The 12,935-nt window shown below is 64.5% G+C and carries 9 protein-coding genes; 3 read left to right on the top strand and 6 right to left on the bottom strand.

Annotated features, from left to right (window positions below):
- Positions 1–2: 2 nt before the first annotated feature.
- The 5 genes from ONG87_RS08295 to ONG87_RS08275 all read right to left on the bottom strand — a co-directional run bounded on the left by ONG87_RS08295 (position 3) and on the right by ONG87_RS08275 (position 6,657).
- Positions 3–1,862, bottom strand: a complete 1,860-nt coding sequence (locus ONG87_RS08295) for an ABC transporter ATP-binding protein (protein ID WP_122478667.1) — start codon at positions 1,860–1,862, stop codon at positions 3–5.
- 120 nt (positions 1,863–1,982) lie between these two features.
- Complete coding sequence (locus tag ONG87_RS08290; protein ID WP_264382618.1) at positions 1,983–2,309, bottom strand: AzlD domain-containing protein; 327 nt, start codon at positions 2,307–2,309, stop codon at positions 1,983–1,985.
- Positions 2,306–3,043: an AzlC family ABC transporter permease gene (locus ONG87_RS08285; RefSeq protein ID WP_122478670.1), complete on the bottom strand. Its 738-nt coding sequence runs from the start codon at positions 3,041–3,043 to the stop codon at positions 2,306–2,308. The genes ONG87_RS08290 and ONG87_RS08285 overlap by 4 nt, the downstream gene beginning before the upstream one ends.
- 32 nt (positions 3,044–3,075) lie before the next feature.
- On the bottom strand, positions 3,076–4,887 hold the full coding sequence (locus ONG87_RS08280; protein ID WP_264382617.1) for a bifunctional diguanylate cyclase/phosphodiesterase: 1,812 nt from the start codon (positions 4,885–4,887) through the stop codon (positions 3,076–3,078).
- A 129-nt stretch (positions 4,888–5,016) separates the two neighbouring features.
- Positions 5,017–6,657 carry a methyl-accepting chemotaxis protein gene (locus tag ONG87_RS08275; RefSeq protein ID WP_264382616.1) on the bottom strand — a complete coding sequence of 547 codons (1,641 nt, stop codon included), beginning with the start codon at positions 6,655–6,657 and terminating at the stop codon, positions 5,017–5,019.
- A gap of 346 nt (positions 6,658–7,003) precedes the next feature.
- Between ONG87_RS08275 and ONG87_RS08270 the strand changes: the two genes are divergently transcribed.
- The 3 genes from ONG87_RS08270 to ONG87_RS08260 all read left to right on the top strand — a co-directional run bounded on the left by ONG87_RS08270 (position 7,004) and on the right by ONG87_RS08260 (position 10,701).
- Positions 7,004–8,131, top strand: coding sequence for an MFS transporter (locus ONG87_RS08270; RefSeq protein ID WP_264382615.1), 1,128 nt, complete (start codon positions 7,004–7,006; stop codon positions 8,129–8,131).
- Positions 8,132–8,227: 96 nt separating this feature from the next.
- Complete coding sequence (locus tag ONG87_RS08265) at positions 8,228–9,478, top strand: MFS transporter (protein WP_264382614.1); 1,251 nt, start codon at positions 8,228–8,230, stop codon at positions 9,476–9,478.
- Positions 9,460–10,701, top strand: coding sequence for an arsenic transporter (locus tag ONG87_RS08260; protein ID WP_264382613.1), 1,242 nt, complete (start codon positions 9,460–9,462; stop codon positions 10,699–10,701). Before ONG87_RS08265 ends, ONG87_RS08260 begins: the two co-directional genes overlap by 19 nt.
- A 21-nt stretch (positions 10,702–10,722) precedes the next feature.
- On the opposite strand, the gene ONG87_RS08255 is transcribed toward ONG87_RS08260, so the two are convergent.
- Positions 10,723–12,774 (bottom strand): TonB-dependent siderophore receptor, encoded by a 2,052-nt coding sequence (locus tag ONG87_RS08255; RefSeq protein ID WP_264382842.1) that lies wholly within the window; start codon positions 12,772–12,774, stop codon positions 10,723–10,725.
- Positions 12,775–12,935 lie beyond the last annotated feature (161 nt).

Here is a 12,935-nt window from a genome sequence, read left to right as displayed (position 1 = left end):
ACTCAGTCCTGATTGACGCCCTCGGTCAGTTGCTGGTCCTCGCCGAGGAAACCGCCGCTCTGGTGCTGCCAGAGGCGTGCATAGATACCGTTTTTCGCCAGCAGCTGGGCATGGGTGCCCTGTTCGAGAATGCGCCCCTGGTCCATGACGATGAGCCGGTCCATGGCGGCGATGGTCGACAGGCGGTGGGCAATGGCGATCACGGTCTTGCCCTGCATCATGTGATCGAGGCTTTCCTGGATGGCCACTTCGACTTCCGAGTCCAGCGCGCTGGTGGCCTCGTCGAGCAACAGGATCGGCGCGTTCTTGAGCATCACCCGCGCAATCGCCACGCGTTGGCGCTGGCCGCCGGACAGCTTGATGCCCCGCTCGCCCACCAGGGTGTCGTAGCCACTGTGGCCCTGGCGGTCGCTCAGCTGGCTGATGAACTCATCGGCCTGGGCGCTGGCGGCCGCACTGCGCACCTGTTCATCGGTGGCATCGGGACGCCCATAGGCGATGTTGTCGCGAATGGAGCGGTGCAACAGCGAGGTGTCCTGGGTCACCATGCCGATCGCGCTGCGCAGACTGTCCTGTGTCACATGGGCGATGTTCTGCCCATCGATGCGGATCTCGCCGCTGTCGACGTCGTAGAAGCGCAGCAGCAGGTTGATCAGCGTCGACTTGCCCGCACCCGAGCGCCCGACCAGGCCGATCTTCTCGCCCGGACGGATGTCCAGGCTCAAACCGTCGAGCACCTGGCGTTCGCCGTTGTAGTTGAAGCTCACGTTGTCGAACGTCACCGCCCCGCCGGAAGTAGTCAGGGCACCTGCGTCGGGCGCGTCCTGCACCTTCGCCCCGCGGGTCAGCGTGCCCATGCCATCCTGCAGCGTGCCGATGTTCTCGAACAACGAGGTCATCTGCCACATGATCCAGTGCGACATGCCGTTGATACGCAGCGCCATGGCAGTGATCGCCGCGACGGCGCCGGTCCCGATCTCGCCCAGGTGCCACAGCCACAGCGCGTAGCCACCGGCCGCCATCAGCAGGCCGACCACCAGTGCCTGGTTGACGATCTCGAACTGGCTGACCAGACGCATCTGGCGGAAGCCGGTGTTCTTGAAGTCTTCCATGGCCGCGCGGGCGAAGTGCGCCTCGCGGTTGGAGTGGGAGAACAGCTTGACCGTGGCGATGTTGGTATAGGCATCGGAGATGCGTCCGGTCATCGACGAACGCGCGTGGGCCTGCTCTTGCCCGACCTTGCCCAGGCGCGGCACGAAATACAGCATCGCCAGGCCGAACAGCACCAGCCAGGCCACGAACGGCAGCATCAGCTTGGGTGCGAAACCACCGGCCAGAGCGATGATGGCGATGAAATACACGCCGATGCCCGGCAGGATCTCGATCAGCGTGAACAGCACGTCGCGCACGGCCAGGGCGGTCTGCATCACCTTGGTGGTGACCCGGCCGGAAAACTCGTCGGAGAAGAACGACAGGCTTTGCCGCAGCATCAGCCGGTGGAAGTCCCAACGCAGCCTGAGCGGCAGGTTGATCGCCAGAATCTGGTGCTGGACCATGGTGCGCAAGGCGACCAGGGCAATGCTGCCCACCATGACCAGGCCCATGCCCCACAACACGCGGCTTTCCTGGGCAGCGGCATCGCCGCCCTGCTGCCAGGTGGTGAGCAGGTCGACGACCTGGCCAAGAAAGGAAAACAGCCAGGCTTCATAGACCGACACCGCAGCGCTGAGCACCGCAAATGCCAGGATATAGCCGCGCGCACCGCGCGTGCAGGCCCAGAGAAAACGGGCCAGGCCATCGGGTGGCGGCGGTACTTCATCGGGTGGGAAAGGGTCGAGCCTTCGTTCGAATGCACGAAGCATGGGGGTCTCCATCGGAATCAAGTGGCGCAGATTCTGCCACTTAATGGCGCACTCGTGGGTCGCGATGGGCGCCTTTGCGAAGAACGGTGCATTCGGCAAGCGCGCGCGGCGTGCAATCCACTAGCTCGCCAGGGCCTTCAATCCCCAGAGCACGGCCATTCCGACGGCCAGGGTCAGCACCGTGCTCTTGAACTTCCAGGCCACCACCGCGGCGGCGATCGCCGCCGGAATCTGCGGATTGTCCAGCACCGGTGCACCCTGTCCGCTCGGGTAGATCACCGCCGGCAGTACCAGCGCGGCGAGGACGCTGGCTGGCACGTAGCGCAAGGCGCGACTGAGCAGCTCGGGCATGCGCCAGCGGCCGTGCAGCTCGACGAAGCACAGACGCATGGCGAAGGTTCCCACGCCTACGGCAACGAACAGCGCCCACAGGCCCAGGTCGCTCACGAGGCTCGCTCCTCGGGGTCGGCGCCAGCGCGCGAGGCCACCCGGTCGCGCCAGGTTTCGATGGCGAGGCCCGCAGCGATGCCACCCACCGCAGCGATCACCAGTCCAAGGTTGTAAGGCAGGTTCACCGCCAGCACGGCGAGCACCCCGCCTACCACGGCCGCGCCCAAGGTCGCCGGACTGCGGATGCCAGGCACCAGCAGCGCCAGGAAGGACAAGGGTATGGCGAAGCTCAATGACCAGCTCTGCGGGATGCTCGCCCCCAGGTACACGCCTGCCAGTACCGACACTTGCCACGCCAGCCACATGCCCACTGCGGTGCCAGCGTAGTAATGGTGAGCATGGTGGCCCAGTTCGCCGCTGTCGAACTTCAGCGTGCACAGCGCGTAGGCCTGGTCCGACAGCAGGTAGCACAGCGGCCAGGTCCAGCGCCGCGGCAGGCCGTGAAAATGCGGCGCCAGAGACGCGCTGTACATGATGAAGCGCAGGTTGATGATCAATGCCGTAGCGACGATCGCCACGGGCAGGACACCGACGTGCAGCAGCTGCAAGGCGACCATCTGCGCTGAACCCGAGTAGAAGAGCAACGTCATGCCGATACTGGTGCCTGGCGACAGACCCAGCTCGACCGCCATCACCCCAGTGACCAGGCCGAACGGAATCACCCCAGGGGTCAACGGCAGCAGTGCACGGATGCCCTGGATGAACGCTTGGCTTGCACTCGGGAAAGGCATTCAGGTTCCTCGGCTGGGTATGATCTCAGGCCTCAGCAAGACACTTCGCGTGGGGGCTGTGCGACGGCAGCGGCACCGCCTTCGCGCTCGATCCACTCGATCAGTCGTTCGCTGGCCATCGGCGGAGCAATGAAGTAACCCTGCCCCTCGTTGCAACCCCAGCCTTTCACCGCGTCGAAACTGGCCTGGTTCTCGATGCCTTCGGCAACCACCTTGTAGCCCAGACGCTGCGCCAGATCAATGAGGGTGGTGACCAGGCGACGATCCTTTTCCTGGCTCTCGATGTCCTTGAGCAGCGAACGGTCGAGCTTTACCGACGTGGCAGGCAGTTCGCGCAGGTAGGTCCAGTTACTGTAGCCGGTACCGAAGTCGTCAATGGATATCTCGATGCCCAGCGCACGCAGGCGTGTCAGCTGGTTCCGGCATTCGGCGGGGTTCTTGATCAACGCGCCTTCGGTGAACTCGATCTCCAGGGTCGCAGCCTCGACGCCATAGCGTTCCAGGGTCTGGATCAGCCGGTCGGTGAAGGCCGGCCCCTCGAGATCGCAGGGGCTGATATTGATCGCGACCTTGAAGTCGTAGCCCGCATCGCGCCAGTGCCTCGTCTGCTTGATGGCCGCCTCGACCACCCACACGCTCAACAGCCGGATCAGGTCGGTCTTCTCCGCCAGCGGGATGAATTCGTCCGGTCCTATCGGCCCCAGGGTCGGGTGGGTCCAACGCAACAGCGCCTCGACCGCGCAGCAGCGTCCGCTGGCGAAGTCGATGCGCGGCTGGAACACCAGGCCCAGTTGCTCGGACTCCTCCAGGGCGTACGACAATGAACTGAGCAGCACGAAGGCACGCTGCTGGGCGATGTCCAGTTCCGCCTGGTACCTGGCCCAGCCGATGCCGCGGTCACGCGCGTAATCGGCGGCACTGACCACCAGACGCACCCAGTCACGGTCGTTGATCGTATGGCAGTCCAGCTCCAGCGCACCCATGCCGATCTGCGTGCGAATGGGAATCCCGTCATGCTCGACCGGCGTGGAGAAGGCCGTGGAAAACCTCGCGTACAAGGTCGCCAGGCATTCGTCACGCGGCTTGATGAATGCGAAACGGGTGAGACCGATCCGGTACAGCACGCAGTCGTGGCCGATCAAGCCCGCCACCCGACGGCTGATTTCGCTGACCAGACGTTGGGAAAACGAATAGCCCAGCGCCTTGACGATATCGTTGACGAAACTGGGCGAGAGGAAATCGACCGCGACCAGCAACGGCTCTTCCCTAGCGCTCAGATGCCGATGGATGTCGTCTTCCAGACGAATACGGTTCATCAGGCGGGTGGGCCGGTCGATGAACGAGTCGGCGCGCAGGTCGTGCAGCCGGTGCACCACCAACTGCGCCAGGTGCCGCAGGCTTTCCCGCTGGCCGGCTGACATCGGCGCACGCGGTTGCTTGTCGATGACGCACAGACTGCCCAGGGCGTGACCGTCATCGGTCAGCAGCGGTACCCCGGCGTAGTAGCGTATGCCCGGCGGTCCGGTGACCAGCACGTTGTGTCGAAAGCGGGGGTCGCGGTGGGTGTCCGGCACTTCGAAGAAGTCTTCGACCAGAATGGTGTGACCGCAGAAGGACACATCCCGCGGCGTGGATGAAACGGTGATGCCGACCTTCGCCCGAAACCACTGTTGCTGTTCTTCGAGAATGGAAATGAGCGCTATCGGCGTGCCGAAGACTTCAGCGGCCAGCGCCACGATCCGATCCAGCACCTCGTCGTCGACCGCGTCGCGGTAGCAGAGCTCGGCTACGCGGCGAACGCGCTCGCGCTCGTTGTCCGGGAAAGGTGGAGCGAAGTGGGTCATCACGGTATTCATTGCCCGATGGTCAGTCGCAAAGGGAGGCACTCAAGACAAGGCTGCATCCCTGTATCGGCAGCCTTTCCGGGAACTGTATACAGCTTTGCCCCAAGAGCACCACTGCCCTTCGTCTCCCTAGACAGCGCCGAAGAAGGCCACCTTCTGCGAAAGCCGGTCCGCCAGGCGAGCCAGCTCGGTGCTGGCGGTCGCGACCTGCTGCGAGCCGGTCGCTGACTGCACCGTCGAGCCATGGATGCGCGTGATGTTCTGCGAGACGTCGTCGGCAACTGCGCTCTGCTGCACGGACGCGCTGGCGATCTGCGCGTTCATCAGGTTGATCGCACCCACCTGCTCGCTGATCTTGGCCAGGGCCTCCTGCGCACTGCGCGTCTGGGTGACGGTCTGCCCCACCAGTTCGCAGCTGTTGCGCATAGTCTGCGCGGCCGCCTCGGTGCCCGATTGCAAGGTGCTGATCATCTCGCGGATTTCTTCGGTCGACTGCTGGGTGCGATTGGCCAGCGAGCGCACTTCGTCGGCGACCACGGCAAAGCCACGGCCGTGCTCGCCGGCGCGGGCGGCCTCTATGGCGGCATTGAGCGCCAGCAGGTTGGTCTGCGCGGCAATCGAGTTGATCACGTCGATGACCGATTCGATCTTTTCGCTGTGGCGCGACACCTGGTCGACGGTGTCCGTGGTCTGCTCCAAGGTGAGCGCCAACTGCTCGATAGCCTGCGTGGTGCTGGCCACCAGCCGATTGCCGCTTTCCACTTCGATATCCGCCAGGCGCGACGCATCCGCAGCCTGGGCAGCGTACCCGGAGACTTCGCCCACGGTCGCCGCCATCTGCGTGATGGCGGTGGTTACCTGTTCGGCCTCACGGGTCTGCAGGCGAATATGCGCGTCGTTGGCGGTGGAGGTCGCCGACAGCTGCGCCGAAGAGTGAGTGACTTCCCGCGCCGCCGTACGCACCTGCTCGATGGTCTCGCGCAAATGGCCCAAGGCGGTTTGCAATACCCCCATCACGCTACCGGGGTAATCGGTCACGATGGTCTGGTTCAGGTTGCCCGCGGCAAGTTGCTCGATTGCCAGGGCCACGTCGGCCGGCTCGGCGCCCAGCGTCGACTTGACGAAGCGAATGATCACGATCGACAGCACGATGCTCAGCAGCAGCGCGATACCGGTGGCCACCAGCATCAGCGTGCTGAACTGGCTGGCAGTGGCCTGCACATCACCCAGCTTGGCCTTGATCGCGGCCTCCTCGTAGTCGATCAGCGCGTTGATACGCTTGAGCCATTCGTTGTAGTCAGCCGAAGTCTGGCGCAGCAGCAAAGCCTGGGCACCTTGGACATCACCGCCCCGACGCAGCTCGATGAGCGTGCGGGTGGACTCCAGGGTCTGCCGCTCGATGCCCTTGATGGCCGCCAGCAACTGACGCTCCTCGCCTGTTACGCCAGCGCTCTGGAACAGCTGCTCCATCGGCGCCGCCGAATCGACATAGTCTTTTTCCAGCGAGGCCACCTGCGCCAGGTGTTTCTCCAGGTCGCGATCATTGTCCACCAACACTGCGTCACGGATGGCGATGGCACGGTTGTGCACACTGCCACGAAAATTGATGGCGTAACGCTGGATCTTTGCCGCGTTCTCGCTCACGTCACTCAACGTGGAATCGATGAAGGCAACGCGCTGGATGCCGATGGCGGTGATCATCACCAACAAGGCGAGAATGGCCGCGAAGCTCAGGGCTATGCGCGTGGCCAGAGACAGAGGTTTTTTCATGGCAGGCTCGAAAGTTCGCCCGATGAGGACGGAAAAGACGCGCGAACCGGAGGTCGAGTCGCGCCGAAGCGGCGGACGTTACGGCGCTGCTGGCAAGGAAGCCAATTGGCATTTCGCGAAGCAATGATAGCTAAACGCTATCAAACTAATTCCGCTGTGAGTTGTATCATTGAGTTGACACTCAACACCATCGCTTTACAGTCGCCTGATGGACAAGAACTCAGAAATTCCAGCGGTTGTTCGACGGTGCCATGGCTGCCGCCAGTGTGGCTGGCGTGGCTGCCATCTATAAGGTCAGGCAGGCGGCGCTGACCCTCGCGATTCACGCAAAAAAGGTCCGGGCATCATGAACTCCGGTCGCAACCTGGTCGCCGCCGCATTTGCCCTCACCGCGCTGTCGTACGGGTTGGCGCGTTTCGCCTATGGCCTGCTGTTGCCGCAGATGCGCGTGGAGCTGTCGCTGGACGCCACGGCGGCAGGCTGGATCGGCAGCGGCGCGTTCGCGGCCTACTGCGCCGGCATCGTCCTGACGTTCGTATGCAACGGCACGCTCACTCCTCGCACCCTTGCCGTACTCGCGGGTCTGGCCGCCACGGCTGGAATGACCTGCATAGTGACCGCTTCATCGGGGTGGATGCTGGGCGCCGGAGTGGCGCTTGCCGGGCTGAGCACCGGACTGACCTCGCCACCGTTGGCGAGTGCAGTCGCCGCTCGGTTCAACGCTGCCGGCCGCGCGAAGGCGAATGCGGCGATCAACGCCGGCACGGCTGCCGGCATCGTCTTCTCAGGTGCCGCTGCGGCCATGACTGTGAACGCCTGGCGTGAGCTGTATGCCGTGTTCGCCCTGATCGGCGCAGCGATCACCGTCTGGCTGTGGCGGGCCCTGCCGCAGGGTGGTGGCAGTGAAACCGGCGCTGGCATGTCCCTGAAACTGCTTGGCCGACCGGGGCTGGCCCTGCTCTGCCTGAGTGCTTTCGCCATGGGCCTGTCGAGCACCGCCATCTGGACCTTCGGCGCCGACATATTGCGCGGCGCGTTCGGGGTCAGCGACAGCGGCATTGCCTGGGCCTGGATCGTGCTGGGGGCAGCCGGGGTCAGCGGCGCTGCCACCGGCGTGCTGATCGACCGCTTCGGTACGGCCGTCATCCATGGCGGCTCGCTGTTGGCCATCGTCACAGCGATCCTGACCCTGGCCGCTAGCGAGTTCAGCATCGCCTATGGCTTCGTCGCCATGGGCCTGTTCGGCGCGGCCTACATCATGTCCTCGGGTGCGTACCTGATCCAGGGTACTGCACTGCTGCCGGATCGACCCGACCTGGGCCTGGGTTTTCCGTTCCTGTGTCTGGCACTCGGGCAGACGGCCGGCGCGCCGTTGTTCGGTGCAGCCATGGGCGCCATGGGTGTCACCGGTGCCCTTTTCGCCTTTGCCCTGCCTGCCTTTCTGGCGATATTTCTCAGGCCCAAAACCCGCTAGCAAAATCTTCATTCGATTGCGCGGCAGAGCCCGGAACTTACGCTCGATCCGCCGACTCAGTTCTGTACCTGCCTGCCCTCATTCGAGACCACTGCCTTGGCCACATCTGCCACTTCGCGGCGTAACGCGCTGTCTCTCGACGGCCTGAATTTCTTCCTGGCCGATGTCCGTGACGGGCTCGGACCCTATCTGGCAATCTACCTGCTGGCGGTGCACAAATGGGACCCCGGCAGTATCGGCCTGGTGATGACCCTTGCCGGGCTGGCCGCGCTGCTCACGCAGACACCCGCCGGCGCCCTGATCGACAAGACCCGGCACAAACGTGCGGTGGTGGTGGTTGCCGCCCTGCTGGTCACCGCCAGTTGCGTGGTACTGCCTTTCATTACTTCGTTCGGCCTGGTGGCCGCTACCCAGGCGCTTGGCGCCATCGCCGGCTCGGTGTTCGCTCCGGCCATCGCCGCCATCTCCCTGGGCATCACCGGGCCCAAGGCCTTCACCCGGCGTACCGGTCGCAACGAAACCTACAATCATGCCGGCAACGCCTTCGCCGCCCTGCTGGCGGGCGGGTTTGCCTACCTGTTCGGACCGGTCGCGGTGTTCTACCTGATGGCCGCCATGGCCTTGGCCAGCGTACTGGCAGTGAGCTGCGTGAAGGCCGATGCCATCGACCACGACGTCGCCCGCGGGCTGGAGGCACACCACAAGGACGGTCACGAACAGCCCTCCGGCTTCAAGGTGCTGCTGGGCAACCGTGCGCTGCTGGTGTTCGCGGTGTGTTGTGCGTTGTTCCACCTGGCCAACGCGGCGATGCTGCCGCTGGTGAGCCAGAAGCTTTCGCAGATCGACCTGAGCATGGCCACCCCATTGACCTCGGCCTGTATCGTCGCCGCGCAACTGGTGATGGTGCCTGCGGCCCTGCTGGTGGGTGCGCGCGCCGATCAATGGGGGCGCAAGCCCCTGCTGCTGGCCGGCTTCCTGATCCTGCCGATTCGCGGCGTGCTCTATACGTTTTCCAACGATCCGTACTGGCTGGTGGGCGTGCAACTGCTCGACGGCATCGGCGCCGGCCTGTTCGGTGCACTGTTTCCGCTGGTGGTCAAAGACCTCACCCACGGTACCGGGCGTTTCAACGTCAGCCTGGGCGCCCTGACCACGGCGTTCGGCCTGGGCGCTGCGCTGAGCAATGGCCTGGCCGGCCTGGTCGTGCAGGAGGCCGGCTACAGCGCAGCCTTCCTGACCCTGGCCGGGGTCGCCGCGGTGGCCTTCGTCCTGCTGCTCACTGCCATGCCGGAAACCCTGCGCCGCACCACTGAACAGGAAGCCACGCCTTGCCCCACGCCAGCTTGATCATCTGGGGCGTCAGCCTCCTCGCGACGTTGGGCATCATCACCAGGCCATTGCGCATCCCCGAATACTTCTGGGCGCTGGCGGCAGCGATCGGTCTGGTCGCTGGCGGTTTGATCGCCTGGTCTTCGGCACTGGCAGCGGTACTTAAAGGTATCGATGTCTACCTGTTTCTGGTGGGCATGATGCTGCTGGCCGAACTGGCCCGCCGTGAAGGGTTGTTCGATTGGCTGGCGACCGTCGCTGCCCGCCAGGCCCGCGGCAGTGCGCAACGGCTGTTCGATCTGGTGTTCGTGGTCGGCACCGTGGTGACTGTTTTCCTGTCCAACGATGCCACGGCCGTGGTGCTGACCCCGGCCGTGTACGCGGCCACCCGGGCAGCACGCGTCAACCCGTTGCCGTATCTGTTCGTCTGCGCGTTCATTGCCAACGCTGCCAGTTTCGTCCTGCCGATTTCCAACCCGGCCAATCTGGTGATATTCGGCAAGCACATGCCGCCGCTGCTCGATTGGCTGGCCATGTTCAGCCTGCCGTCCCTGGCGGCCATCGCCATGACCTATCTGGTTTTGCGCCTGACCCAGCGTCGCCATCTGCAGCAGCGTCTGGAACTTGTCGAACAACTGCCCCACCTGAGCGCAGGTGCTCGGCTGACCGCCTGCGGGCTGGCTGTCACGGCCGTGCTGCTGTTGACCGTATCGGCCCTGGACGAAGCGCTGGGCCTGCCGACGTTCCTCGCCTCTGTCATCACCCTCGCCGTCGTCCACCTGTACCAGAGAAGCAATCCCTGGCCGGTGTGCAAAGGCGTGGCCTGGGGCGTGCTGCCGCTGGTAGCGGGGCTGTTCGTGCTGGTGGAAGGCATTGGCCAGACCGGCGTGACCGGTCAGCTTGCCAACTGGCTGGAACAGGCCGCCAGGCACGCGCCGGCCCAGGCGCACTGGTGGGCAGGAGGCCTGGTGGCGCTGGCCTGCAACATCGGCAACAACCTGCCGGTGGGCCTGCTCAGCGGATCCATCAACGAGCTGGCGCACCTGCCGCCCACTGTCACCGGCGCGCTGGTGGTCGGCGTCGACCTGGGCCCCAACCTCTCGGTCACCGGCTCCCTGGCGACCTTGCTGTGGTTGATCGCGGTGCGCCGCGAAGGGGTCGAAATCAGCGCCTGGACGTTCCTCAAGCTTGGCGCCGTGGTCATGCCGCCGGCCCTGATCGCCGCCCTGTGGCTGCTTTGAGGCCGCAGGCGCATTCGCGTCTCAGAACTTCACGGTTGCCGTCAGACGCGCCGTGCGCAACGCGCCCTCTTCCACCTGCAGTGTGCTGCTGCCGGTGGTGGCTGGGTAATACTGCTTGTTGAACAGGTTGTCGATGTTCAGCTGCAGGCGCGTTTCGTAACCCTGGGTGGGCAGGTCCCAGCGCACGAAAGCGTCGGCCAGGGTGTAGCTGTCCATCCAGAAGCTGTTGGCGCTGTCGCCCGGCCGCTCGCCCACGTAGCGCGCGCCGGCGCCCAAATGCCACTGACCGGTCTGCGCGGGCATGGCCAGGTGATGGGTCAGGTACAGGCTGGCCGTGTGCATCGGCGCGTTGGGCAGCCGATTGCCCTCCTGCTCGGGCGCTTCGGCGTTCTTCAGCACTTCGGTGTGGCTGTAGGCATAAGTGCCGATCACACTCCAGTTCTCGGCTATCCGACCGGTGACATCCAGCTCGACACCGCGCGAGCGCGCCTTGCCGACCGCCTCGTCGAGGCTGTCGCCATTGCTCTGCAGCACGCTGTTGACCAGGTTCTTCTTCTCGATGTCATACACCGCCAGGTTCACGTTCAGCGCAGCGGTTGGCGTGTACTTGACCCCGGCTTCGTAGCTGCGACCCTCGGTGGGCTTGAAGCTGTTGCCCGCATCGTCGGCATCGTTGGGCACGAACGAGCGGCTGTAGTTGGCATACAGCGCCACCGTTTCGCTGGGCTGGTAGACGATCCCGCCGAACGGAATGAACTCGTCGCCGTTGGAATCGGCACCGGGCGCATACGAGCGGCCCAGGCCCTGATCGCTGTATTGGTCCCAATGCGCCTGCCGCCCACCGAACACCAGGATCCAGCGATCGTTCAGGTGCCAGTTATCCTTGAAGTACAGGGATGTGGTGACCAGGTTGTTCTCGGCATTGCTCTGCGCCGCGCTGACCGTGACCGGCTCGGCCAGACGGCCATAGACCGGGTTGCGGATGTCGATATTGCCGGCGGCGGTATTGGCGTTGCGGTAGGTCTTGCCGCGGTATTTGTCCAGCGACTCGTTGTCCAGGCCCACCACGATTTCATGCCGCTGGCCGAACAGCTGCTGGTCGCCGATCAGGTCCAGCGCGGTGTAGCGGCTTTCGTAATCGTAGTGACCGCCATTGGCGATGCGCCGAAGCGTGTTGCCGGTGAGCGTGTTGGGTTGAGCGATGGCCAGGCTGTAGCGATCCTGGGTCCAACCGTAGGTCAGGCGACTGCGCCAGGCGTCCCCCAGCTGGTATTCGAACTTCGCTGTGGTGCTCTGGCTGATGCCCACGGTCTTGGCCCAGCGCTCGTCGAGGCGGTCGCGGTAGCTGATGTCGGCGGGTCGCCCAGCGACGAACACGGTGCCACGGTCGAACGGGCTGGCGTAGTCGTTGTAGGTATAGGCCAGCGAAGCACTGGCCCGCTCACCGACCCAGGCAATCGACGGAGCGATCAGGGTGTGCTCGTCGGTCCCATAGTTGCGCCAGTAATCCTCGTGGCTGCGCTCGGCCACCAGCCGGTAGGCCAGATCGGTATCGCCCAGCGGGCCGGTGGTGTCCAGCGACAGCGAACCGCCACCCTCGCTGAAGCCGGATGCGCCAAGGGTGGTGCTGCGGGTGAACTGCGGCTGCTTGCTGACAACGTTGATGACCCCGCCCGGTTCGAGCGCGCCATACATCAGCGAGGCCGGCCCTTTGAGCACTTCAACATGATCGGTGGTCGCCCCCAGGTTGCGACCGATGGCCGAGCGGATGCCGTCGCGCAGGATCGAGTTGTCGTCGTTGCTGCCAAAGCCGCGCTTGATCAGCGCATCCTTGGTGCCGCCCAGGGTGTTGGTCTGGGTGACACCGCTGACGAAGCGCATCGCGTCGTTCAAATCCTTGACCTGGTAGTCGTCCAGCGTGCGTGCCGTCACCGAATTGATGGTCTGCGCTTCATCACGGTTCTGCGTGGCGCTCTTGCTGGCGGTTTCGCCGCGCACGCGGGCGTAGCCGTCATCGCCCTCACCTTCGCCGGTAGCCTGGATGACACTGGATGGCAGCTCGGTGGCCGCCATGGCCAGGCAAGGCAGGACTGAGCACAACAGCACCCAGGAATGGGCCCGATTCAACGACTTGACCACGCGTGTAACTCCGTACTGGATAGAAGACGCGAATGCGTCCCATCTCAATTGTACGGACTATCGTGAGCGTTTGCTGAATCGGTTGTACGATTTTT

The sequence above is a fragment of the Pseudomonas sp. MM227 genome (assembly GCF_947090715.1).
GTDB classification, from domain to species: Bacteria; Pseudomonadota; Gammaproteobacteria; order Pseudomonadales; family Pseudomonadaceae; genus Aquipseudomonas; species Aquipseudomonas baltica.
The sequence above is the reverse complement of the archived record's forward strand: the minus strand, read 5'-3'. Positions and strand labels throughout refer to the sequence as shown.